We start from the raw sequence: 23,869 nt of genomic DNA, 5'->3' as shown, positions 1-23,869 counted from the left end.
CATTTGGATGTTATTTTTTACTATAAACTCACCATCGATTAACACATCTCAAGACAAAGAATTAACTATTGATGATCATTTTGTTCAATCATTTACAACATCGTGATACTCAGCAAGTCTTGTGACTCACGTCGGTATCCAAACAGGTCAATCCCTTGTCGAATCTGGTAGTTAGACCAGTCGTACGGCTAAATTATTTCTATCTGCTGCGTAGTTTGGATTATCTGTCGCGATCAAACGCTTTCGCTCGCAATTGGACGCAATTTAAAACAGCCAGTTAACATCAAAAATAGCCAAGTTTGATGAAATTGACATGATTAAATGATTAATTTTTGTTCTTTTGTCATCCATAAAAAGACGACTCGAGCACAAAAAATATAAAAAATTCATTGGATCGCAACAAATGAGAAATCAATCATAGATAGGCTTACCCCTCAATGGTATTAATCTCAGCATAACAATCAAACAGAGGTGGCAGCATATGGATGGCTTAAACTTTGATGAAATGATGGAGATGGATTTCTCCAGAGGACGTTCAGCTAGAAACAAACCGGTAAAACGTAAATGGCGTGAAATTGAAGCGATTAATGACCGTCGCCGTTTAGAAAAAGAACTGCGGGACATGGATATCGGTCTCGATAACTTTGACGACATCGATTGGTAATAATAGATTAGAAAAAAGAGGCTCAATGCCTCTTTTTTTGCTTTTAAGTGATTTCGTTATCAGTCTCGCGCACCCGCTGAGCTAGTTGCGCATACTGCTCTGCGATCGTTCTGCCAAAAACCGGGTCTTCATCATCATGGTAGAACTGCTGCTCGACTTCCTGCCAATCTTGCACCGTAAAGCGCTCACAGATCATCGGTATAATCTTGCGCTCCTCAAACTCCAAGTGCTCGCGCTGCGCTTCCATAAACTCTTCTAACTGTTCAATAAACACTTGATGAGGAACCACCGCGTCTTGCAGGATCATTTCAACCGTGGTTTGGAATGAGCGCGTTTTGCACTCTAAAAGCTTATGTTCAAACTCCAAGTTCTCCATTTCATCCTTATCACCATAATGATCTTGGTAATAATGATAGAGAACATCTTCTTTTGGGTGATGAGAGTTTTCTGCATGTTCCGATAAGTAATCCACTACTTCTTTTATCAAGCTGTAGTTGACCGGTTGCTCTTGCTTCAGGCGTTCGACTTTATCCGCAAGGATCGCCAACAGGCGAATCATATAGCCATGTTCACGTCTGATCTTTTCAATCATCATTGTGCCTCTCCTTAAACACACACTCTTTGTAAGTGTATATAAGATTCAGGCAAAAGGTTTCGAGAGCGCTCAAGAAAACGAACAAATATTGAGCGCTCTATCGTAAGTTGAAATATTGCGCTTATCGATTACTCAACGATAAGGGGAAGCGTCCAATCTATCGCAGGCAATCCTTGCTGCTCGAGCAGTTGATTTGCCTGAGAAAAATGCTTACAACCAAAAAAGCCGCGATGTGACGACAATGGTGAGGGATGCGGCGCCTCCAACACATGATGTTTATCACGATCGATAAAGCGACCTTTTTTCTGCGCGTGAGCGCCCCACAGTAAGAATACAACGCCTGAGTTGTGCTGGTTAATCGCCTCTATGACTCGATCGGTAAAGGTTTCCCAGCCTGTCGTTTTAGCGTGAGAGTGCGCTTTACCTTGCTCTACGGTTAAAACCGTATTGAGCAACAATACCCCCTGCTCAGCCCACTTCTGTAAGTAGCCATGCTGCGGGATCTCAAAGCCTGCTATGTCTTGCGCTAACTCTTTATACATATTGACCAGTGAAGGTGGCGTTTTTACCCCAGGCAAAACAGAAAAACACAACCCATGTGCCTGATTCGGTCCGTGATAAGGGTCTTGACCAAGGATCACGACTTTAACCTGCTCAAATTCAGTCGCGCTAAATGCATTGAACACATCCGCTTCTGGTGGAAAAACGGTCTTTCCACTGGCACGCTCTTGTTCAACATAACTCAGGGTTTGCTGAAAATAGTCTTGCTGCTTTTCACTACCAATCACGTCATGCCAAGTAAGCGTTGAGGTCATGATCTGTTCCTTCTTTAATATTGGAAGATTTCTTGCGCTTTATTGTAAGAAAAACTCGTGAAGGAACAAGAGTTAGGTTATTGGTGTTGATGCTTCAGATTTCGCTGAGGGGTTCGATAATGCCCTTGCCCATGAATGTGTCGATTGGGAACAGGCATACGAGCAGGATAAGTGCGAGTAGTTGGCGAGTAGGTATTCATAGCGGCACCTTCTTTATTAGTAAACGCATTGCGGTGTAATGAGCTTATTAATGAAAGATTAGTGCCACTTTTAACTAAATGACTAGTCAGACATATCAATCAGCGAGTGCTTGGCGGTGAAATGCTCGCAACTGATTAATTTCTTGCTGCCAAATGTCAGGTTCGATTGTCTCTAAGATCAACGGGATACCATCAAAGCGTGGATCTTTAGCGATATACTCAAAGCAATCCCAACCAATCTCACCTTTGCCGAGCGCATGGTGCCTATCGACCTTACTGCCTAACGCAGATTTTGAATCATTGATGTGCATTGCACGCAAATAATGCATACCGACAACACGGTCAAACTCGGCAAATGTCGCCTCGCACGCTTCTTTGCTTGAGAGATCATAACCCGCGGCGAAGGTATGACAAGTATCAATACAGACACCAACGCGTGATTTATCTTCTACCTGTTCAATAATCTGCGCTAGATGCTCAAACTTCCAACCTAAGTTAGAGCCCTGCCCCGCGGTATTCTCAATCACAGCAATCACATCTGGCACCGCTTGATGAGCAAGGTTAATCGATTCGGCAATCTTCGCTAGGCACTCCTGTTCAGAGATTTTATTGAGGTGGCTACCCGGATGGAAGTTCAACAGAGTTAAACCCAGTTGCTGACAACGCGCCATCTCATCAATAAAAGCAGCGCGAGATTTTTCCAGTTTCTCTTCTTCTGGGGCGCCTAAGTTAATCAAGTAAGAGTCGTGGGGAAGAATTTGGTCAGCAGAAAAGCCCAACATTTTGCAATTGGCTTTAAATGCACTGATGGTTTTTGCTTCCAGTGGCTTTGCCACCCACTGACGCTGATTTTTTGTGAACAGTGCAAATGCATTGGCACCGATCTCACGTGCTCGCATCGGCGCTTGGTCAACACCACCCGCTGCCGATACGTGAGCACCAATATACTTAATTTGTGAGTTTGATCTCATTGTCATTTAACCACTTTACTCTTTCAGTTTGGCTACCTAAATACAGATAGTTAGCGCAATTTATCACCATCAAACACTCCATTTTGTAGTAAATTTACAACAAAATGAGCTTTTAACTATTTTTTAAATTATAAAATAAATTGTAATTGGCAGTTTTTAAAGGGTTTATTGATTTAACTCAATAAAATCACCTTCAAAAAATTAAGGTTTTTAGTTGTAATTTGACCTAAATCAATATTAATATAATGGATATTCGCTATATATTACCTAGCTCAACAAATAATTGAAAATTAACACCATTAAAAACCACAACATTGTGGAATAGGAGAGAGTGATGATTCAAGGTATTCAAATTACTAAAGCAGCTAACGACGATCTACTAAACTCTATCTGGCTACTAGATAGCGAAAAGAACGAAGCACGTTGTGTTGCTGCATCTGCTGGCTACGAAGCTGACCAAGTTGTTGCTATCAGCGACCTAGGTGAGTACGAGAGCCGTGAAGTTGCAATCGAAGCTGCACCAAAGATCGAAGGTGGTCAACACCTAAACGTAAACGTACTACGTCGTGAAACTCTAGAAGACGCAGTTGCTCACCCAGAGAACTACCCACAGCTAACTATCCGTGTATCTGGCTACGCTGTGCGTTTCAACTCTCTAACTCCAGAGCAACAACGCGACGTTATCGCTCGTACTTTTACTGAGTCTCTATAATTTCTATTGCCACTCGGCACTAAAAAATTAGACACTAAATTCGAAAAGCAGGCGCCAGCCTGCTTTTCTTCTTTTCATCGCTCAAAAAGTGATGAAAAACCATTCAGAACGGCGATAAAAAAAACAAAACCATCTGAATAACATGTAGTTACACATCTATCAGTTAACTTTTGTCGAGTTGGGATTTTTGTTCCACAAACCACTCAAACTCATAGTTGCGCCTGATAAATTTAAGCTACATTCCTTTGCTCAACTTTCGGCAAACCATTTGAAAAAATGGGACGCAAAGCTTCCGGTCTAAAGATGCTGGTCATCAATGATAGCGGGGTCGCCACTTGTTCAACCCAGTTCAAGTGTTGTGGATGTTTATCAAATCTCTTGATAAACAGGCTTTCGCATGCGCCGAGGTGAAGCTTTTAGTCAACCTTATAAAGGAGCATGTGATGAAATCACTGCCAAATAAAACTCTACTAGCGCTTGCTCTAACTGCGCTAAGTGGTCAAGTAGCAGCTCACGGCTACGTTTCTGAATTCGACGGTGGTATCGCTGGCAGCCGCGCAGCGCTGTGTAAATACCCAACCGCTGACACCAATGAAAAAAACACCAACTGTGGTGCGATTCAATACGAACCACAAAGTGTTGAAGGTCCTGAAGGTTTCCCTGAAGCAGGTCCAGCAGATGGCAAAATTGCTAGCGCACAATCTGCACTGGCAACGGCGCTTGATGAGCAGACTGCCGATCGCTGGGTAAAACGCCCGATTACTGCTGGTATGCAAAGCTTTGAGTGGACGTTTACTGCTAACCACGTCACTCGTGATTGGAAATACTACATCACTAAAACTGACTGGAACTCAAACCAAGTTCTGTCCCGCGACTCTTTTGATCTCAATCCATTCTGTGTGATTGAAGGCAACATGGTGCAGCCACCAAAACAAGTTAGCCACGAGTGTAATGTACCTGAGCGCGAAGGTTACCATGTAATCTTAGCCGTTTGGGATGTGGGCGATACAGCTGCCGCTTTTTACAACGTGATTGACGTTAAATTTGATGGTCAAGGTCCGGTTGTGCCTGAGTGGAACCAAGCAGGTCAAATCAACCCAACCATGGATCTTAACCTCGGCGATAAAGTCTTTACGCGCGTATTCGATAACAGCGGTGAAAATGTCGCTTATCGCACTGAGCTCACCATCAGCGAGCAAAGCTTAACTCAAGCGAAAAACTGGTCACATGCCCTAGCGACCAAGATCAACCAAGAGCAAACGGCGATCAAAGCTGGTCAATACCGCGAAGATAAATTTACCCCAGCATACGGTAGCAACCCTGTTTACCTGCAAGCGGGTAGCAGTTTGGAGCGTGTTGAAATTGGCTACCAAATTGAAACGCCAGAACCAGAGTACGCTTTGACCATTGAAGGTCTTGAGTCTGAGTACACCATTACCGAACAAGCAACAGAGCTTAATCTCACTCTAGCCGCTGAAGGCGACATTGACGTAGAACTTACCGTCTACAACCATGGTCGTGCAGCACTAGCGAGCTGGACTGGTCAACTAAGCGATGGTCAATATCTGCCAGTTTCACTGACATTGTCGAAAGCAGAGCCAGGTCATCACATTTTAGTCAGCCGCATTAAAGATCAGGCAGGTAACCTTGTTGATCAAGTAAACTACGATTTCCACTTGGTTAACGCGCCAACACCGCCACCAGCAGGCGACTACGATTTTATCTTCCCTGAAAATGTGAAGAGCTACACCGCAGGCACAAAAGTATTGGCAAGCGATGGTCAGATCTACCAATGTAAGCCATTCCCATACTCGGGTTACTGCTCACAATGGACAGAAAACGCCACTCACTACACTCCAGCAACCGGTTCTCACTGGACAATGGCTTGGGACAAAGTGAACTAATGCTAGGCAGCATTTGTTGTCGTTCTGCTTCCATCGCAGATTGATAAATAACACGATTACGGCACTCAACTTGAGTGCCGTTTTTCTATGCAAGTGATCAGTAAATGCGGTAGATTGAAACACTCATTCCACTTGGTCATTAATGGATATGTTGTTAGAAGGTATTGAAACGCTGATCACGCTGAGCAAAGCGAAAACCATGAGTCGCACAGGTAGCCTGCTCTATATTAGTCAATCGGCAGTGAGTAAACGCATTTCCAATTTAGAGAAAAAACTGGGTAAAAAGCTGATTGTACCGGATGGTAGGAATGTCCAGCTCACCAGCGAAGCGTTAACGCTGATCGACAACATCGGTCCGACCTTCAATGAGTTAAGAGGGCTGATCTATGAACAGCAAAACATGGTGGAACATAGCCAAATTCGGCTTGATTGCTCGGAAACGTTAGTAGCGGGCTTTCTTTCGCCAATTCTCGGTGGCTACTTTGCACAAGATCCTTATTTGACCCTGACGACCAACCATACTCCGCGCATTATCGAACATGTCCAATCCGGCAAAGCCCATCTTGGCATCTGTGCTGGCTACCTGCCCTCTCAACACCAGTTGATGACTTTTGCCCTCTTTGATGAACCGTTTTATATCGTCGCCAAACAACCGTTGGCTGAATTACCACAAACCATCATCACCAACGATTTGAGTAACCCTGCCAATACTTACCAATACGGCATCTTAACTCAGCTCAACATTAAGCCTATCATGCAGATGGACTCTTACGCTGCAGCAGCTCAACTGGCACTCTCCGGTATCGCGCCAGCATTGGTACCACTCTCGGTGATCAATACGTTGCAGATTGACGCGCAGTACTGCCATCACTTTAACCAACTGCAGTCACTGTCTCGACCAATCAATATCTGCCTGCGCCCTGCCACCTATCGCAATCAACGTATCAGAAAATTGATTGCAACCATTGTTGGTGCTGTTCCCAAAGTAATTTCGTTGCCATCAGCATCGACATCGTGATCACAAGCGGTCTTATCCAGCGCTGACCTTTGGTCACCACAACGCGCGCACCAAGTTGCGCGCCAATAAAGCCACCGACCGCCATCACTAAACCCAACTCCCAAATTGGCAAGCCCGCTAAAATAAAGAACAGCAGCGCAGCAATATTAGAGGTGAAGTTCAAGACTTTGGTACGTGCGGTTGCCTCCACCAGAGAAAACTGCGCAATCGCGACAAAACAGACGGTAAAGATAGACCCTGTACCTGGACCAAAAAAGCCGTCATAAAAACCCACCCCACCGCCGACACAGAGTGCAAATGCGGCTTCTGGTAACTTACTCTCTCCCTGTTCAGGTTTAGTGGTTGGGGCGAGTAAAAAGTAGAGAGAAATCGCAATCAGCAGCAAAGGAATAAGACTTGTAAGCACCCCTGCATCTATATATTGCACCGCTTCGGCGCCAATCGCTGAACCAATAAAGGTGCAAGCAATTGCCAGGCGCATCTCTTTTAGATTAACAATGCCATTGCGCACAAAGTACCAACTGGCAGAAAAGCTGCCAAATGAGCTTTGCAGTTTATTGGTGGCGAGCGCTTGAGTAGGAGGCACGCCTGCTGCCAGTAACGCGGGTAACGTTAATAAGCCGCCGCCACCAGCCATGGCATCAATAAACCCTGCAGCAGTGGCAACCAGCGCAAGCAGCGCAAGAATCTCGAATGTAATTTCCATCTATTATTCAGTAACTAAGTAGGTATGACGCTAACGTTACCACCTCTTGCTCTATTGAGTTAGCGAAAGATTCGATTACGACCTATTCCTAATTTTCAACAATAAAAAAGCACTAATATTGAGACAAAAAAAGCCCACTCAGTTGAGTGGGCTGTTACTAACTATTTGCCAGTTAAGCTAGGCTAGCTTTCACTTTCGCGTGTAGCTCTTGTACTGATGTTACTGAGCTCTTCGCATCCGCAGTGTGTGCCATACAGGTTGCAAACGCTGCGTTTAGCGTCGTGGTGTAGTTCACCTTCTCTGCTAGTGCGCCGCGACGTAGTACTTTAGAGTCTTCAATCGCTTGGCGACCTGCTGCCGTGTTAACGATGTAGGTGTACTCATTGTTCTTGATACGGTCAAGAATGTGAGGACGACCTTCATGTACCTTGTTCACTAGACGAGGGTTAATGCCCGCTTCGCCAAGAATAACCGCGGTACCGTGAGTCGCATCAAGTTGGTAGCCCAATTTAACTAGCTTAGATGCTAGGTCAACGACGCGTTGCTTGTCTTCTTCACGAACTGACAGCAGTGCACGACCACCTTCAGGGTAAACGCTGCCACAACCTAGTTCTGCTTTCGCGTAAGCTTCAGCAAACGTTGCACCAACACCCATGACTTCACCTGTAGAGCGCATTTCTGGACCCAATAGTGGGTCAACGCCAGGGAACTTGTTGAACGGCAGTACCACTTCTTTCACTGAGTAGTAAGGTGGAATAATCTCTTTAGTAAAGCCTTGAGACTCAAGAGATTGACCCGCCATAACACGTGCAGCGATTTTCGCTAGTGGTGCGCCGGTTGCTTTTGATACGAATGGAACCGTACGTGCAGCACGAGGGTTAACTTCGATTAGGTAAACTTCGTTGTCTTTCACTGCGAACTGCGTGTTCATTAGACCACGTACACCCAATTCAAATGCTAGCTTCTCAACTTGCTCACGCATCTTGTCTTGGATTTCTTGGCTTAGCGTGTAGGCTGGTAGCGAACATGCTGAGTCACCTGAGTGAACACCTGCCTGCTCAATGTGCTCCATGATACCGCCAATCACAACACGCTCACCGTCACAGATAGCGTCGATATCTACTTCTGTTGCGTCATCTAGGAAACGGTCAAGTAGAACTGGCGACTCGTTCGATACGCTTACCGCTTCGTTGAAGTAGCGACGTAGATCCGCTTCGTCGTAGACGATTTCCATCGCACGACCACCCAGTACGTATGAAGGACGTACCACCAGTGGGAAACCAATTTCTTTTGACTTCTCAACGGCTTGTTCCATCGTCGTTACGGTTGCGTTTTCTGGTTGTAGTAGACCTAGACGCTCTACTGCTGCTTGGAAACGCTCACGGTCTTCTGCACGGTCAATTGCATCAGGGCTAGTACCAATAATTGGTACACCAGCGGCTTCTAGTGCACGAGCCAGTTTCAGTGGCGTTTGACCACCGTACTGAACGATCACGCCTTTTGGCTTCTCAACACGTACGATTGAAAGTACATCTTCTAGCGTTACTGGCTCGAAGTATAGACGGTCTGACGTGTCGTAGTCAGTTGATACTGTTTCTGGGTTACAGTTAACCATAATGGTTTCGTAACCGTCTTCACGCAGTGCTAGTGACGCGTGCACACAGCAGTAGTCAAATTCGATACCTTGACCGATACGGTTTGGACCACCGCCCAATACCATGATCTTGTCTTTGTCTGTTGGGTTTGCTTCACACTCTTCATCGTAAGATGAGTACATGTAAGCCGTATCCGATGAGAACTCAGCCGCACAAGTATCCACGCGCTTGTACACTGGGTGGATATTAAATTGGTCGCGTAGGCGACGAATTTCGCTTTCAGAGACACCAAGCAGTTTCGATAGACGCGCATCAGCAAAGCCTTTGCGTTTCATCTGACGTAGAACCGCTTCAGTTAGACCGGCAAAACCGCCCGCTTTCACTTGCTCTTCCAGTTTCACTAGCTCTTCAATTTGCACTAGGAACCAGCGGTCAATGTTAGTCAGGTTAAATACGCCGTCCACTGACATGCCCGCACGGAATGCATCGGCGATGTACCAAATGCGCTCTGCGCCTGCTTCTTTCAGCTCGTGACGGATTTTGGTTAGTGCATCTGGAGAATCTAGGTCAACCATTTCGTCGAAACCATTAGCACCTACTTCTAAGCCACGCAGGGCTTTTTGTAGTGACTCTTGTTGGTTACGACCAATCGCCATTACCTCACCAACCGACTTCATCTGTGTGGTTAGACGGTCGTTTGCACCAGCAAATTTCTCGAAGTTAAAGCGAGGAATCTTAGTCACAACGTAGTCGATAGTTGGTTCAAATGACGCTGGTGTCGTGCCGCCAGTGATGTCGTTTTGCAGCTCATCTAGCGTAAAGCCAACTGCCAATTTCGCCGCGATTTTCGCGATTGGGAAACCTGTTGCTTTTGATGCCAATGCAGATGAACGAGATACACGTGGGTTCATCTCGATGATAACCATACGGCCATCTTTCGGGTTAATACCAAACTGTACGTTTGAACCACCAGTTTCTACACCGATTTCACGTAGTACCGCTAGCGATGCGTTACGCATTAGCTGGTACTCTTTATCAGTTAGAGTCTGTGCTGGTGCCACAGTGATTGAGTCACCGGTGTGGATACCCATTGGGTCGAAGTTCTCGATTGAACATACGATGATACAGTTATCCGCTTTGTCGCGAACCACTTCCATCTCGTACTCTTTCCAACCGATCAAAGATTCATCAATCAGTAGCTCGTTAGTTGGTGATAAGTCCAAACCACGGCGACAGATCTCTTCAAATTCTTCTTTGTTGTAAGCGATACCGCCACCCGTACCACCCATAGTAAATGAAGGGCGGATAATACATGGGAAGCCGACCATATCGAGCACTTTGTATGCTTCTTCCATGGTTTTTGCAGTATCTGCACGCGGACACTCAAGACCAATCGACTTCATCGCTTTATCAAAGCGAGAACGGTCTTCTGCTTTATCGATAGCATCCGCAGTTGCACCGATCATCTCTACGCCGAACTCTGCAAGTACGCCTTGACGCTCAAGTTCAAGTGCACAGTTTAGAGCCGTTTGACCACCCATGGTTGGTAGTACTGCATCTGGACGCTCTTTCTCGATGATCTTACGTACCACTTCCCATTGAATAGGCTCGATGTAAGTTGCATCAGCCATATCTGGGTCAGTCATGATAGTTGCAGGGTTCGAGTTCACTAGGATTACTCGGTAACCTTCTTCACGCAGTGCTTTACATGCTTGTGCGCCAGAGTAGTCAAACTCACATGCCTGACCGATAACAATCGGACCAGCACCAAGAATAAGAATACTTTGAATGTCAGTACGTTTTGGCATTATCTACTACTCCGAATTAAGCGCTGTGTTTTTTAATTAGTTCGATAAAGTGGTCGAATAGCGGTGCTGCGTCATGAGGACCAGGGCTCGCTTCTGGGTGACCTTGGAAGCTAAATGCTGGCTTATCGGTACGGTGGATACCTTGTAGTGAGCCATCAAATAGCGATACGTGAGTAGCACGTAGATTGTCTGGTAGTGTTGCTTCGTCAGCGGCAAAACCGTGGTTTTGCGAAGTAATCATTACTACGTTACGGTCTAGGTCTTTTACTGGGTGGTTAGCACCGTGGTGACCAAACTTCATTTTCACCGTTTGTGCGCCTGACGCTAGCGCCAGAATTTGGTGACCAAGACAGATACCGAAAATTGGTAGACCTTTGTCTAGGAATACTTTGGTTGCTTCAATCGCGTAAGTACATGGAGCTGGGTCACCAGGACCATTTGATAGGAATACGCCATCTGGATTCAGTGCTAACACTTCCTCAGCAGATGTTTCAGCTGGAACCACTGTTAGGCGGCAGCCGCGGTCAACCAACATTCGTAGGATATTGCGCTTGGCACCGAAGTCGTAAGCAACAACGTGGTATGGCAGTTCGCTGTCATCTTGCGCTTCTGGAAGACCACCCGTGAGCGTCCACGAACCTTGTTTCCATTGATACGCTTCTTTTGTTGTAACTTCTTTCGCAAGATCCATACCTTTTAAGCCAGGGAATTCTTTCGCTTTTGCTAGCGCCAATGCTTCGTCTAGGTTCTCTCCATTTATAGAAGAACCTGCGACGATACAGCCATTTTGGGCGCCTTTTTCACGAAGAATACGAGTGAGCTTACGAGTATCAATGTCTGCAATGCCGACAATGTTTTGCGATTTGAGGTAATCAGAAAGAGATTGTTCGTTACGGAAATTAGAAGCGATAAGAGGAAGATCGCGGATCACAAGGCCTTGAGCGTGGATTGAAGAGGATTCTTCGTCTTCGGAATTGGTTCCGGTATTGCCAATGTGAGGATAAGTTAGTGTAACAATTTGCTGGGAATAGGAAGGATCAGTGAGGATTTCTTGGTACCCCGTCATCGAGGTATTAAAAACGACTTCACCAACGGAAATACCATCCGAACCAATGGACACTCCGCGGAACACTGTCCCATCTTCCAGGACTAACAGTGCTAATTTACTCAAGACAACCTCCAGAATAAAAATGCATAAATAATAAATTAATTTGCAACTTTGCCTTCCATTTCGCAATAAAAACGCGTTTTTTGGTGTTACAGACAAATTGGCGTAATTCTAAAGAGGCTAGTGAGCGGTGTCAACATTCATAATAAAATAAAATGCATTTTTTGAAAGATTCACAAGAAAAAAAGCTAAAGCAGCTAAAATAGTAACTTTAACTGGCATTAGCCGTGTGATTATGGCGACATTTTTCAAAAGAGTGAAAAAACACCAACAAAAAGTGACTAAGAAATTAAATAGACTTTAGCAAACGTTACGCAAGCTAGATAAGTTGAATTTAAGGCGAACTAAAAGAGAAAAGCACACTAAACCTCGTAAAACACAGGTTAACAGTAAGGATTTTGGTGATATTTATGAACAAAAGAGAGAGGCGGATTGTATCGCAGATAAAGAAAGCGCCAGCCTTGGCTGACGCATAATTATCTAAATTAGGGTATTAGACACACTGACTCGCTCAATGTGCAATTTGATGACTAAAGTTCGTTTAAACCGAGTACATCGGTCATGGTATAAAATCCAGCTTGTTTGTTATTTAACCAAACGGCTGCTTTCACTGCACCATTAGCAAATGTCATGCGATCGGTCGCTTTATGGGTGATTTCGACTCGTTCGCCAATATCGGCAAACATCGCGGTGTGCTCACCGACAATGTCGCCGGCGCGAATCGTCGCAAAACCAATCTCATCTTTGGTGCGCTCGCCAGTAATGCCTTCACGAGCATAGACAGCCACATCACTGAGTTTGTTACCCATAGCGCCAGCAATCGCTTCACCCATACCAATCGCGGTACCTGATGGCGCATCAACTTTATGACGGTGGTGTGCTTCTACAATTTCAATATCGCAATAGTCACCCATCACCTTGGCCGCTTTTTCCAGCAACTTAAACACAAGGTTCACGCCCACTGAATAGTTTGGCGCCATGACAACAGGGACTTGTTGAGCAATATCATCAATCAATGCACGTTCTTGCTCGGTAAAGCCAGTTGTGCCAATGACGATGCTCTTACCGTGTGCTTTACACAGTTCAAGGTTCGCTAGTGTGCTAGCTGGGGCGGTAAAATCAATAATGACATCGAAGTTATCAACTGCTTTCGCGAGGTTATCAGTTAAAACAATCTCCAGCTTGCCTTCACCACATAATTCACCAATATCGACACCGACAAGTGATGATTCAGGGCGCTCAGAACCTGCGCCTAACTGAGACTCAGGGTTTAGCTGGGTTGCCTTAACCAAATTACGGCCCATACGACCGGCTGCTCCTGCAACTGCAATTCTAACCATTGCGAGATTTCTCCATGCTTAAGTGCCAAGATGAGATGATCCTCATCTCGTATAAAAGATCTTCGTATCTAAACTACCAATAAACGATTGTGCTGGCTAGTGTTTTGCGACATTGATCATGAAAACTCTCTAATCACGCGTTGTAAGATTGGCACATTGGCTTCAGGAAAAGCGTAATTTTCCAATTGGTTAATCGCTACCCATTCGCCCTGCTGACCCTCACGCCCAAAGGGTTTCCCGCTAAAATCAGTGACGAGAATAAAATCAAATTTGAGCGACTTATCAGGGTAGTCATACTCGAGGTGCTCGAACAAAGATTGTTCGGTCACTTGGATGCCAATTTCTTCATCAAGCTCACGCACCATCGCCTGCTCGATCGTTTCATCTTGCTCAACTTTGCCACCCGGAAACTCCCAAAAGCCGCCTTTGTGCTTATCATCAGGACGCTTAGTAATAAAAATCTGCGACTTATCCTGATTAAATATCACTGCCGCCACAATATGAATTCTTTTCATACTTTCCTTTCCCTCAAGTGGTTTGCTCCCTATCCCGCGAACTATTCACTTATCCACGAGAAAGACCAAACCCAAATTTTACTTAAAAAAAGAGCCGCCTAAGCGACTCTTCATACAATACCTAAGTTTTTTGAAGCTAACCAAATACTAAGATTGATTTAGGTTAAGCTGTAATGGCTTAGAACAAGGCAGCGACGCGCAATATTCAGCCTTTACTGCAACACATTTAACATAGTTAGAAGCTAAGTTGTGTAGTTTGAGTACCAGGAGATGACGCGCAGTTTACAACTGTAAATGAGCATCATCGACACAGTAATCACGCTACACAACGACGATTCAGACTAAGTTATGCAATCTTGCCGTGGCACTGCTTATACTTTTTACCACTACCACATGGACACGGCTCATTACGACCCACTTTACGCTCATCACGTACCATTGGCTGTTGCGCACCTTCTTCGATGTTCTCTTCACCATCTGCAAGTTGGTTTTCAGCGGTTGCGTGTTGTGCTTGAGCTTGACGTGCAGCCGCTTCAGCTTGAGCACGACGCTGCTCTTCCATACGCTCAACTTCTTCTTGCTGTTGAACACGTACGCGAGACAGTACTGTGATAACGTCCGTTTTCAGTGACTCTAGTAGACCTTCAAACAGTTCAAACGATTCACGTTTGTACTCTTGTTTCGGGTTCTTCTGTGCGTAGCCACGTAGGTGAATACCTTGGCGTAGATGATCCATTGCTGCTAGGTGCTCTTTCCAAAGCGTATCTAGCGTTTGTAGCATCACTGATTTCTCGAAGTTACGTAGCACTTGCTCGCCAACAACTTCTTCTTTGCCTTTGTAAACTTCTACCGCTTGAGTGATGATCTTCTCACGTAGCGCTTCTTCGTACAGTTTGTCGTCAGCCGCTAGCCACTCTTTCACTGGCGCATCGAGATCGAAATCATTCTTCAGACGATCTTGCAGACCTTGTACATCCCACATCTCTTCTAGAGATTGTGGCGGAATGTATTCGTCGATAATTGCGTTCAGTACGTCGTCACGGTTTTGCTCGATCATCTCACTAATGTCTTCTACGCTCATTAGCTCGTCACGCAATTCGTAAACCACTTTACGTTGATCGTTCGCCACGTCATCGTATTCAAGTAGCTGTTTACGGATATCGAAGTTACGACCTTCCACTTTACGTTGTGCTTTTTCAATTGAACGTGAAAGCATTTTCGATTCGATCGCTTCACCTTCTTCCATACCGCTTTGGATTAGGCTTGCCATGCGGTCAGAAGTAAAGATACGAAGTAGCGCATCTTCCATTGATAGGTAGAAACGTGAAGAACCCGCATCACCCTGACGACCAGAACGACCACGTAGCTGGTTATCAATACGGCGAGATTCGTGACGCTCAGTACCGATAATGTGCAGACCACCTGCCTCTAGCACTTGGTCGTGAACCACGCGCCATTCCGCTTTAATCTGATCGATTTGCTCTTTCGATGGGTTATCTAGCTGCTCAACTTTCGCTTGCCAGCTACCACCTAGCACGATATCCGTACCACGACCAGCCATGTTAGTTGCGATAGTTACTGCGCCTGGTGTACCCGCTTCAGCAACGATTTCCGCTTCTTTCTCGTGGAATTTCGCGTTCAGTACGTTGTGCTTAATGTTGGCGTTTTTCAGTGCGTTTGAAAGTAGCTCTGACTTTTCAATCGACACCGTACCCACTAGCGATGGCTGACCTTTTGCCACACGCTCTTTGATATCCTCAATGATTGCCGCAAATTTCTCTTGCTCAGTACGGTATACCACATCTGGCATATCGTTACGGATCATTGGTTTGTTGGTTGGGATAACCACCGTCTCCAAGCCATAGATTGACTGGAATTCGAATGCTTCTGTATCCGCGGTACCGGTCATGCCTGACAGTTTGTCGTATAGACGGAAGTAGTTCTGGAAGGTAATCGATGCCAGAGTTTGGTTTTCATTCTGGATCTTAACGCCTTCTTTCGCTTCCACCGCTTGGTGCAGACCTTCAGACCAACGACGACCTGGCATTGTACGACCAGTATGTTCATCAACGATGACCACTTCACCTTGCTCGTTAACGATGTAATCAACGTTAATTTCAAACAATACGTGTGCACGAAGTGCCGCATTTACGTGGTGTAGCAGGCTGATATTCGCTGGCGAGTAAAGTGTGTCACCTTCTTCCATCAAGCCGTTTTTAATCATCAGTTCTTCAACGAACTCTTGACCATTTTCAGTTAGGTACACTTGCTTCGATTTTTCATCAACTGTGTAGTGACCGTCACCGCGGTACTCTTCTGAGTCTTCCTGATCTTGTTTTTGCAGATGTGGAATTAAAGTGTTGATGCGAGTGTATAGCTCAGAGCTATCCTCTGCAGGACCAGAAATAATAAGTGGTGTACGTGCTTCATCGATAAGAATCGAGTCCACCTCATCGACTACCGCAAAGAAGCGTTCACGTTGTACACGGTCTTCAACACGGAATGCCATGTTGTCACGTAGGTAGTCAAAACCGAACTCGTTATTAGTACCGTATAGAATGTCAGCTTGGTAAGCTTCTTTTTTCTCTTGCGGTGGCATGTTTGGTACGTTAACGCCAACGGTCATACCAAGGAATTCAAATAGTGGGCGGTTGGTCTCTGCGTCACGCTTCGCTAGGTAGTCGTTGACAGTAACGATGTGGACACCTTTACCTGGCAGTGCGTTTAGGTAGGCTGGTAGTGTTGCAGTTAGCGTTTTACCTTCACCAGTACGCATCTCTGCGATTTGACCAGCGTTAAGTACCATACCACCGATAAGCTGCACATCGAAATGACGCATACCATAAACACGCTTTGATGCTTCACGTACGGTTGCAAATGCTTCAGGAATTAGCTTATCTAGATCTTCGCCTTGCTCTAGACGTTGGCGGAACTCGACGGTTTTTGCTTTTAGTTCTTCATCAGATAGAGCTTCAAACGTTGGCTCGTAATTATTGATTTCTTTTACAATCTTTCTCAGGCGGCGCAATGTTCTGTCGTTGCGACTGCCAATTACCTTTGTCAGTAGCTTAGTTATCATCTTGTGTGAATCTCTCTATCAGTCGATCGGGCACGATCTCTACTTAATGCCTTCAGTCTCTTTCAGTTTTAAACTAAGAATACTGCGTTAAATCATTAATCACAGATATTGTGGTGAGAACTTAGATTTTCAAGGCTTGAGTGTTTATTTATAGCCGCTTAGTGTAAGGGCTTTTGCCCTCAACAACCAATCTCTTATTGAATTGTTTGAAGCACTTGTGATTTTTTGCCGACGAATGGCGCATCTTTATCCGTTAAAAAGACTATTCGATGGTGCTGTGGTTAGCTAGAATGAAAAATGAATTTAAATATTAAGGCTTAGTGATGCGCGACCACCGCCCAACTTTAGGCAACGAGATCATCTCTGACTCCCGTTTTGCAAACTTGCAAAAACATGCCGAAGAGATCATGACGATCAATCAATTGCTAAAAACGATCTTGCCTAAGAATACGGTTGATCATTGCCGTGTGGCAAACCTAAGGGATAATCATTTAGTTATCGAAGTGGCAAGTGCGGCGATCATGATGAAGATCAACTACGATCGTCTCAATATTCTCAATCAATTGCGTTCACAAGGCTTTGCTCGCTTAATTGCGGTTGAAGTGCAGATTAATCCTGATCTTTACCGAGTAAAAACCAGCGCCCAACCCAAGCAGACGAAAAGTCGTGACCCAATTTCAGACACCGCGGCAGAATACCTAAAAACTGTCGCGCAAAATGCGCCACCAAAAATAAAGGCACGATTGGAAAGTTTAGCGCAGCTTGCTAACAAAAAGGCATAAAAAAACCAGGCTCAAAGCCTGGTTTTTTCTAATCTGGGGAAGCTTACGCTAAAACCATGTTTGGTTCTGCAAATGCTACTGGAGAAACTTCTTCTTGTTCGAATGTTACCCATTCCCACGCTTCTTGATCAGCAAGCACTGAACGCAGTAATTGATTATTCAGACCGTGACCTGATTTAAACGCACGGAATTCACCAATGATTGGATGACCACACATGTAAAGGTCACCAATTGCATCCAACACTTTATGAGTCACTAGCTCATTATCAAAACGTAGACCTTCCTCATTCAAAATGCGGTAGTCATCCAATACGATTGCATTGTCAAAACTGCCACCTAGAGCAAGGTTTTGCGATTGAAGATATTCAATATCACGCATAAAACCAAAAGTACGCGCACGAGAAATATCTTTTACAAAGCTTTGTGATGAGAAATCAAAAGCAAGACGTTGTACGTCAGATTCAATCGCTGGGTGGTTGAACTCAATCTCAAAGTCCATACGGAAACCGTTAAATGGTAAAAATTCTGCCCACTTATCTTCGTTTTCGAAACGAACTGGTTTCTTAATACGAATAAAACGTTTTGCTGCATTTTGCTCTTCGATGCCTGCTTGTTGTAGCAAGAATACGAATGGGCTTGCACTGCCATCCATGATTGGGATTTCAGGTGCGTCAACTTCGATAATAATGTTATCGATACCCATGCCAGCTAATGCTGCATTTAAATGTTCTACCGTTGAGATACGAATACCTTGGTCGTTCACCAATGCTGTACATAGCATTGTATCGCGAACTGATTCAGGATCCGCTGGGAAGTCCACTGGTGGGTTTACATCTACACGACGGTAAATAATACCAGTGTTTGCAGCTGCTGGGCGAAGAGTCAAAGTTACTTTACGCCCAGAGTGTAGACCTACACCTGTCGTTTTCACTATTTCTTTCAGAGTACGTTGTCTGATCATCTACTTGCCTCAGTATTGGTGCTACAAATCGCAACCGATGTAATTATCGGTCGCGTATCGTACCACATTTTCGAACCATGTCAAATTATGACAGTGTTAGTCAGCTTGACGGCGTAGGAAAGCTGGGATGTCTAAATAGCCATCTTTTTCTACTTTCGGTGCAGTGCTCTGCGCCGCGCCATTACCTGCTGATGTAGATTGAGTTGCCGGTTGAGTGGTCACTGCTGGTTTTTCCTGCAATGTTTGTGCCGGTTTCTCTTCTACTTTTACCGCTGCTGGTTGTTGTGTCGCAACTTGTGACTGAGGTTGTGCCACAGGAGCAACTTTAGCTTTTCCACCTGCTACTAATGTAATATCAGGCTTCTTCTCGTTACCAATACCTGTTGCTACCACAGTAACACGGATTTCATCCGCCATGTCAGGGTCAAGTGAGGTACCAATAACCACTGTTGCATTGTCCGATGCAAATGCTTTCACTGTATTACCTACAGTTTCAAATTCATCAAGACGCATATCTAGACCTGCAGTGATGTTAACTAGAACACCACGAGCGCCAGCAAGATCGATATCTTCAAGAAGTGGGCTAGAAATTGCCATCTCTGCCGCTTCTTCAGCACGGTCTTCGCCTTTTGCGACACCGCTACCCATCATTGCATGACCCATCTCAGACATTACTGTACGCACGTCAGCAAAGTCGACGTTGATCATGCCTGGACGAGTAATTAGCTCAGCAATACCTTGAACTGCATTTTTCAGTACGTCATTTGCGCTTGCAAACGCTTCAAGTAGTGTAATACCACGACCAAGTACTTTTAACAGTTTCTCGTTTGGAATCGTAATTAGAGAGTCAACGTGTTTCGACAACTCTTCGATACCTTGCTCAGCAAACGCCATACGCTTCTTACCTTCGAAGCTAAACGGCTTAGTTACTACTGCAACGGTCAAGATACCTAACTCACGCGCAACTTCAGCGATAACGGGTGCCGCACCTGTACCGGTACCACCACCCATACCAGCTGCGATAAATACCATATCGGCGCCAGAGATAGATTCTTTAATTCTTTCGCGATCTTCGAGAGCAGCGTCACGGCCCACTTGTGGGTTTGCACCTGCACCAAGACCTTTAGTCATGTCGCCACCAATCTGGATGACGCTGTTTACGCTAGTCTTGCGTAGTGCTTGAGCATCAGTGTTGATGCTGATGAATTCAACACCTTCAATGGACTCACGTACCATGTGTTCAACGGCATTACCGCCACCGCCACCAACCCCAACGACTTTAATTACCGCATCGTCAGACATTTCCATCATCGGTTCAAACATGTGTTATCTCCGTTTTTCCTGCTGCTCAGGTTAAAACTCTTTTAGTATCTTTAGTACCCAATTACGCGAGCGACTAAATAATGAACCGTCAGTCATCTGACGCTTTGGCTCATTGTATTCAGTCTCATCGTTGATTTGACTGTCTCTTGCGTAATGAAGTAAACCAACTGCCGTAGAATGACACGGCTCTTTTACGTAATCTGTAAGCCCGCTCACCTCTAGAGGTTTGCCAACTCGAACTTGGTTACGGAACACGCGTTCCGCACACTCTACCAATCCTTCAATTTTTGCCGCACCGCCGGTTAGAACTACACCCGCAGCAAGATGGTGTTTAATGCCATCTTCACGCAATTTATCTTGAATAGTATCGATAGTTTGGTTAACTAGTCCCATTAATTCAGTATATCGTGGTTCAATCACTTCCGACAAAGTTTGTCGTTGTAAGCTACGTGAAGGACGACCACCCACACTAGGAACATTAACCGTATCGTCTTTACTGACTAGCTCACTAAGAGCACAGCCATATTTTACTTTGATTTCTTCAGCATCACTGACTGGTGTACCAAATGCGAAAGCGATATCACTCGTTACCGCATTACCTGCGTAAGAAAATACTTCCGTATGCCTTAACGCGCCGCCAGTCCAAATTGACACATCCATGGTCCCTGCACCGATATCCACGACACAGACACCTAATTCACGCTCATCTTCGGTAATAACTGCATTACTTGCCGCTAAGCCTGAATAAACCAAGTGTTCAACAGTTAAGCCACAACGCTCAACCGCTTTAATAATGTTTCTTGCCATATCATTGTGGCAAGAGATCAAGTGCACACTCACTTCCATGCGCACCCCTGATAAACCTAGCGGGTTTTTAATCCCCTCTTGGTAATCAATGGTAAATTCTTGCGGAATTACGTGAAGAATGCGCTGCTCGTCACCAATTTTGATTGATTTTGCAGTATGAATCGCACGATCCATATCTTCTTGAGAGACTTCTTCATCAGAAATAGTTCCCATTCCTTTTTCTATACGGCTCGCAATATGGCGACCAGAAATGGAAATATATACATTGCGAATCTGACATTCCGCCATCAGTTCCGCTTGGTTTACAGCTCGCTGTACCGATTTAACTACGGACTCAAGATCGTTTACGCCACCTTTGTCCATACCACGTGATGGACTGGTACCCGCGCCAATGATGTTGATTTGACCGTCAGGTAGAACTTCCCCTACCAGTGCTGATACGGTTGCAGTGCCTATATCTAGACCAACAATAATGTTGTCATCAGCGGTCTTCGTCATCTGTACTCTCTTGCTCTGACTCTTGTTCTGGGAACCAGCCTACTGCGGCTCCCGTATCGTATCTAAGGTCAATGTAGCTAACTCGCTGAGCATCGCTACCTAAACTGTTATACAACGAGATAAAGCGATTAATACGCTCATCAAGTGACTCTTTGCCTAACTCTAAACGAATACCGTTGTCGAGGATAATCTGCCAAGCACGTCGGTCATTTAAGACCAGTGAGGTAATCGTCAAACCCAGCGGTTCAAATAATTGGCTAATGCGCTGCCAAGTTTGCAGCACTTCTAGGTTAGAACCTTCCGGGCCATAGAGTTTGACTCGATCGCCTTTTAGCTTACCTAAATCACCATTAAATATCTGACCATTGCTGTCTAACAGCGCATCACCGTTCCAAATGGCACTCGCATGATGCTCGGTTAAAAACACTTTGATTGTATCGGGCCACTGTTTGCGGATTGATACATGGGAAACCCATGGAATCTGTTCGATTACACCCTGCAATACGTCTATGTCTTGTGACATAAAGGTTCCCACGTGATCTAACGTGGAAAACGCCCGTTGTACATCTAGCGCAGTGACATATTCCAACTCACCTTGAAGGACAAGTTTGGATAATGGCAGTCGTTGATCATCCCACATCCAAGAAACAGTCGAGAAGAGCAGAGAGCCAATTAAGACTATCACCATAACAAAAAAGCTCCCGCCCACTAAATGTTCTTTAATGACGGGAAAGCCTTTTAGACGACGGTCTTGGGGAAAAGGTGTGCTAATCAAAGTCCGTTGTCCTTGTTATACGCTCGCAATTCTTACTTCCTATCCCTTCGTATAGGCTAAAGCATTCACTATAACCCTCGGATTATACTGGGGTCGTAAAAAGTATCAAACCTTGAAAGTGAGAAATCCTTTTTTTAACGCAATAAATGCGCTAAATCTTCAAAAATCTCACTATCAAGCCTGCATTTTAGCAATGTTGAGCTCTAAAGCAGCCAGTTGCTTAGCAATTTTACCCACATCACCCGCTCCTTGCGTCAAGACCAGGTCACCATCTTGCAACACATTGGCTAATACTGACGGTAGAGTCGCGCTATCTGAGACAAAAATAGGGTCAATCTTGCCACGACTGCGAATCGTACGGCATAAAGAGCGACCATCAGCCCCAGCGATTGGCTTCTCGCCCGCCGCGTACACATCCAACATGATCAACACATCGACCTGCTCAAGTACGTTAGCAAAATCATCGTACAAATCACGAGTTCGGCTATAGCGGTGAGGTTGGAAAACCATCACTAAACGCTTATCTGTCCAACCGCTTCTTGCGGCTTGAATGGTAACGCCCACTTCTGTTGGGTGGTGACCGTAATCATCGACTAACATTGCGTGACCATTGCCGGTTTCAAATTCACCTAAATGATCAAAGCGGCGCCCCGTACCTTGCGTGCCTAGCATCGCACTTAAAATAGCTTCATCGGCGATATCATCTTCCGTTGCCACCGCAATTGCAGCCGAAGCATTCAGTGCATTGTGACGACCCGGAATGTTCAACGTGATATCAAGATTCGCACGCCCTTTACGTACCACAGTAAACTTACCTTGCTGACCTTCTTGACGATAGTTTTCAATACGTACGTCAGCATCCTCCGAGAAACCATAAGTGATCACTTGACGACTTACGCGCGGGATTAACTCACGTACAACCGGATCATCAATACATAGGATCGCTTGACCGTAGAACGGAAGGTTATGTAGAAAATCGATAAAGGTTTGCTTTAAGGTTTCAAAGTCACCACCATAGGTATCCATATGGTCTGCTTCGATATTGGTGACGATGCTTACCATTGGCTGCAAGTGAAGAAACGAAGCATCACTCTCATCCGCTTCGGCAATCAAGATACGACTTGAGCCTAAACGAGCATTCGTGCCGGCACTCTTAACTAAGCCACCATTAACAAAGGTTGGATCAAGCCCTGCTTCGGAATAGATTTGCGTAACTAGTGCGGTCGTGGTGGTTTTGCCGTGCGTACCTGCGACTGCAATACCATGACGAAAACGCATCAGCTCCGCCAGCATTTCTGCGCGGCGTACCACTGGAATACGCGCTTCACGCGCCGCTTTAATTTCTGGATTCTCTTCGTTAATCGCAGTGGATACAACCACGACACTCGCTTGAGCAACATTTTCTGCTTGATGCCCAATAAATACCGTTGCGCCTTTTTCAGTTAAGCGCTCAGTGACTGCATTTTCTGCAATATCAGAACCGGTAATTTGGTAGCCTTCGTTAAGGAGTACTTCGGCGATACCACACATACCAGCACCACCAATACCAATAAAGTGAATCGACTTAACGCGGCGCATTTCTGGCACCATAGCTCGAATTTGAGCCAAATCTTGTGTGTGTTTTACGGTCATT

Annotated in this window: 19 protein-coding genes and 1 riboswitch; of the genes, 5 read left to right on the top strand and 14 right to left on the bottom strand. The window is 45.2% G+C overall.

Annotation, left to right across the window (positions count from 1 at the left end; genetic code table 11):
- The first annotated feature begins 481 nt into the window (after positions 1 to 481).
- Complete coding sequence (locus tag GZN30_RS01265; protein WP_075651259.1) at positions 482 to 664, top strand: DUF3545 family protein; 183 nt, start codon at positions 482 to 484, stop codon at positions 662 to 664.
- 43 nt (positions 665 to 707) lie between these two features.
- Here GZN30_RS01265 and GZN30_RS01260 read toward each other — a convergent pair whose 3' ends face one another.
- The 3 genes from GZN30_RS01260 to nfo form a co-directional block, all read right to left on the bottom strand.
- Positions 708 to 1,259, bottom strand: a complete 552-nt coding sequence (locus GZN30_RS01260) for a hemerythrin domain-containing protein (RefSeq protein WP_075651257.1) — start codon at positions 1,257 to 1,259, stop codon at positions 708 to 710.
- A gap of 128 nt (positions 1,260 to 1,387) precedes the next feature.
- On the bottom strand, positions 1,388 to 2,074 hold the full coding sequence (gene ung / locus GZN30_RS01255; RefSeq protein ID WP_075651255.1) for a uracil-DNA glycosylase: 687 nt from the start codon (positions 2,072 to 2,074) through the stop codon (positions 1,388 to 1,390).
- A 295-nt stretch (positions 2,075 to 2,369) separates the two neighbouring features.
- Entirely contained in the window at positions 2,370 to 3,251 is an 882-nt protein-coding gene (nfo, locus tag GZN30_RS01250; protein WP_075651253.1) for a deoxyribonuclease IV, read from the bottom strand.
- Between the two features lie 328 nt (positions 3,252 to 3,579).
- On the opposite strand from nfo, the gene grcA reads away from it, so the two are divergent.
- The 3 genes from grcA to GZN30_RS01235 all read left to right on the top strand — a co-directional run bounded on the left by grcA (position 3,580) and on the right by GZN30_RS01235 (position 6,879).
- Entirely contained in the window at positions 3,580 to 3,957 is a 378-nt protein-coding gene (grcA, locus tag GZN30_RS01245; protein ID WP_075649274.1) for an autonomous glycyl radical cofactor GrcA, read from the top strand.
- A 248-nt stretch (positions 3,958 to 4,205) separates the two neighbouring features.
- Positions 4,206 to 4,293: riboswitch (cyclic di-GMP riboswitch) on the top strand.
- 107 nt (positions 4,294 to 4,400) lie between these two features.
- Positions 4,401 to 5,861 (top strand): N-acetylglucosamine-binding protein GbpA, encoded by a 1,461-nt coding sequence (gene gbpA, locus GZN30_RS01240; RefSeq protein WP_075649275.1) that lies wholly within the window; start codon positions 4,401 to 4,403, stop codon positions 5,859 to 5,861.
- A 148-nt stretch (positions 5,862 to 6,009) separates the two neighbouring features.
- Positions 6,010 to 6,879 carry a LysR family transcriptional regulator gene (locus tag GZN30_RS01235; RefSeq protein ID WP_075649437.1) on the top strand — a complete coding sequence of 290 codons (870 nt, stop codon included), beginning with the start codon at positions 6,010 to 6,012 and terminating at the stop codon, positions 6,877 to 6,879.
- Here the strand turns inward: GZN30_RS01235 and GZN30_RS01230 are convergent.
- The 6 genes from GZN30_RS01230 to secA form a co-directional block, all read right to left on the bottom strand.
- Positions 6,806 to 7,585, bottom strand: coding sequence for a TSUP family transporter (locus tag GZN30_RS01230; RefSeq protein ID WP_075649276.1), 780 nt, complete (start codon positions 7,583 to 7,585; stop codon positions 6,806 to 6,808). The genes GZN30_RS01235 and GZN30_RS01230 overlap by 74 nt on opposite strands.
- A gap of 172 nt (positions 7,586 to 7,757) precedes the next feature.
- On the bottom strand, positions 7,758 to 10,988 hold the full coding sequence (gene carB, locus GZN30_RS01225; RefSeq protein WP_075649277.1) for a carbamoyl-phosphate synthase large subunit: 3,231 nt from the start codon (positions 10,986 to 10,988) through the stop codon (positions 7,758 to 7,760).
- 16 nt (positions 10,989 to 11,004) lie between these two features.
- Positions 11,005 to 12,159 (bottom strand): glutamine-hydrolyzing carbamoyl-phosphate synthase small subunit, encoded by a 1,155-nt coding sequence (gene carA / locus GZN30_RS01220; protein ID WP_075649278.1) that lies wholly within the window; start codon positions 12,157 to 12,159, stop codon positions 11,005 to 11,007.
- Between the two features lie 527 nt (positions 12,160 to 12,686).
- Entirely contained in the window at positions 12,687 to 13,496 is an 810-nt protein-coding gene (gene dapB / locus GZN30_RS01215; protein ID WP_075649279.1) for a 4-hydroxy-tetrahydrodipicolinate reductase, read from the bottom strand.
- A 116-nt stretch (positions 13,497 to 13,612) separates the two neighbouring features.
- On the bottom strand, positions 13,613 to 14,011 hold the full coding sequence (gene mutT, locus GZN30_RS01210; protein WP_075649280.1) for an 8-oxo-dGTP diphosphatase MutT: 399 nt from the start codon (positions 14,009 to 14,011) through the stop codon (positions 13,613 to 13,615).
- A 346-nt stretch (positions 14,012 to 14,357) separates the two neighbouring features.
- Positions 14,358 to 17,090, bottom strand: a complete 2,733-nt coding sequence (gene secA / locus GZN30_RS01205; protein ID WP_075649281.1) for a preprotein translocase subunit SecA — start codon at positions 17,088 to 17,090, stop codon at positions 14,358 to 14,360.
- Positions 17,091 to 17,413: 323 nt separating this feature from the next.
- Between secA and GZN30_RS01200 the strand changes: the two genes are divergently transcribed.
- Positions 17,414 to 17,872: a DUF721 domain-containing protein gene (locus GZN30_RS01200; RefSeq protein WP_075649282.1), complete on the top strand. Its 459-nt coding sequence runs from the start codon at positions 17,414 to 17,416 to the stop codon at positions 17,870 to 17,872.
- 43 nt (positions 17,873 to 17,915) lie between these two features.
- On the opposite strand, the gene lpxC is transcribed toward GZN30_RS01200, so the two are convergent.
- The 5 genes from lpxC to murC form a co-directional block, all read right to left on the bottom strand.
- A complete protein-coding gene (lpxC, locus tag GZN30_RS01195; protein WP_075649283.1) occupies positions 17,916 to 18,833 on the bottom strand; it encodes a UDP-3-O-acyl-N-acetylglucosamine deacetylase in 918 nt (305 codons plus the stop codon).
- Between the two features lie 96 nt (positions 18,834 to 18,929).
- The gene (ftsZ, locus tag GZN30_RS01190) at positions 18,930 to 20,156 is read right to left on the bottom strand and encodes a cell division protein FtsZ (protein ID WP_075649284.1); all 1,227 of its coding nucleotides are present in this window, start codon (positions 20,154 to 20,156) and stop codon (positions 18,930 to 18,932) included.
- A gap of 30 nt (positions 20,157 to 20,186) precedes the next feature.
- Positions 20,187 to 21,461 carry a cell division protein FtsA gene (gene ftsA / locus GZN30_RS01185; RefSeq protein WP_075649285.1) on the bottom strand — a complete coding sequence of 425 codons (1,275 nt, stop codon included), beginning with the start codon at positions 21,459 to 21,461 and terminating at the stop codon, positions 20,187 to 20,189.
- Positions 21,445 to 22,236: a cell division protein FtsQ/DivIB gene (locus GZN30_RS01180; protein ID WP_075649286.1), complete on the bottom strand. Its 792-nt coding sequence runs from the start codon at positions 22,234 to 22,236 to the stop codon at positions 21,445 to 21,447. The genes ftsA and GZN30_RS01180 overlap by 17 nt, the downstream gene beginning before the upstream one ends.
- A 174-nt stretch (positions 22,237 to 22,410) precedes the next feature.
- Positions 22,411 to 23,868 (bottom strand): UDP-N-acetylmuramate--L-alanine ligase, encoded by a 1,458-nt coding sequence (gene murC, locus GZN30_RS01175; RefSeq protein ID WP_075649287.1) that lies wholly within the window; start codon positions 23,866 to 23,868, stop codon positions 22,411 to 22,413.
- Between the last annotated feature and the right edge of the window lies 1 nt (position 23,869).

The sequence above is a fragment of the Vibrio ponticus genome (assembly GCF_009938225.1).
Taxonomy (GTDB): domain Bacteria; phylum Pseudomonadota; class Gammaproteobacteria; order Enterobacterales; family Vibrionaceae; genus Vibrio; species Vibrio ponticus.
This window is presented reverse-complemented; position numbering and strand designations above follow the sequence as displayed.

What these genes read in the sequence shown, in the direction of transcription:
- GZN30_RS01265 (WP_075651259.1), top strand. Translation starts at nt 482, where the DNA reads ATGGATGGCTTAAACTTTGATGAAATGATGGAGATGGATTTCTCCAGA.
- GZN30_RS01260 (WP_075651257.1), bottom strand. Translation starts at nt 1,259, where the DNA reads ATGATGATTGAAAAGATCAGACGTGAACATGGCTATATGATTCGCCTG.
- ung (WP_075651255.1), bottom strand. Translation starts at nt 2,074, where the DNA reads ATGACCTCAACGCTTACTTGGCATGACGTGATTGGTAGTGAAAAGCAG.
- nfo (WP_075651253.1), bottom strand. Translation starts at nt 3,251, where the DNA reads ATGACAATGAGATCAAACTCACAAATTAAGTATATTGGTGCTCACGTA.
- grcA (WP_075649274.1), top strand. Translation starts at nt 3,580, where the DNA reads ATGATTCAAGGTATTCAAATTACTAAAGCAGCTAACGACGATCTACTA.
- gbpA (WP_075649275.1), top strand. Translation starts at nt 4,401, where the DNA reads ATGAAATCACTGCCAAATAAAACTCTACTAGCGCTTGCTCTAACTGCG.
- GZN30_RS01235 (WP_075649437.1), top strand. Translation starts at nt 6,010, where the DNA reads ATGTTGTTAGAAGGTATTGAAACGCTGATCACGCTGAGCAAAGCGAAA.
- GZN30_RS01230 (WP_075649276.1), bottom strand. Translation starts at nt 7,585, where the DNA reads ATGGAAATTACATTCGAGATTCTTGCGCTGCTTGCGCTGGTTGCCACT.
- carB (WP_075649277.1), bottom strand. Translation starts at nt 10,988, where the DNA reads ATGCCAAAACGTACTGACATTCAAAGTATTCTTATTCTTGGTGCTGGT.
- dapB (WP_075649279.1), bottom strand. Translation starts at nt 13,496, where the DNA reads ATGGTTAGAATTGCAGTTGCAGGAGCAGCCGGTCGTATGGGCCGTAAT.
- mutT (WP_075649280.1), bottom strand. Translation starts at nt 14,011, where the DNA reads ATGAAAAGAATTCATATTGTGGCGGCAGTGATATTTAATCAGGATAAG.
- secA (WP_075649281.1), bottom strand. Translation starts at nt 17,090, where the DNA reads ATGATAACTAAGCTACTGACAAAGGTAATTGGCAGTCGCAACGACAGA.
- GZN30_RS01200 (WP_075649282.1), top strand. Translation starts at nt 17,414, where the DNA reads ATGCGCGACCACCGCCCAACTTTAGGCAACGAGATCATCTCTGACTCC.
- lpxC (WP_075649283.1), bottom strand. Translation starts at nt 18,833, where the DNA reads ATGATCAGACAACGTACTCTGAAAGAAATAGTGAAAACGACAGGTGTA.
- ftsZ (WP_075649284.1), bottom strand. Translation starts at nt 20,156, where the DNA reads ATGTTTGAACCGATGATGGAAATGTCTGACGATGCGGTAATTAAAGTC.
- ftsA (WP_075649285.1), bottom strand. Translation starts at nt 21,461, where the DNA reads ATGACGAAGACCGCTGATGACAACATTATTGTTGGTCTAGATATAGGC.
- murC (WP_075649287.1), bottom strand. Translation starts at nt 23,868, where the DNA reads ATGACCGTAAAACACACACAAGATTTGGCTCAAATTCGAGCTATGGTG.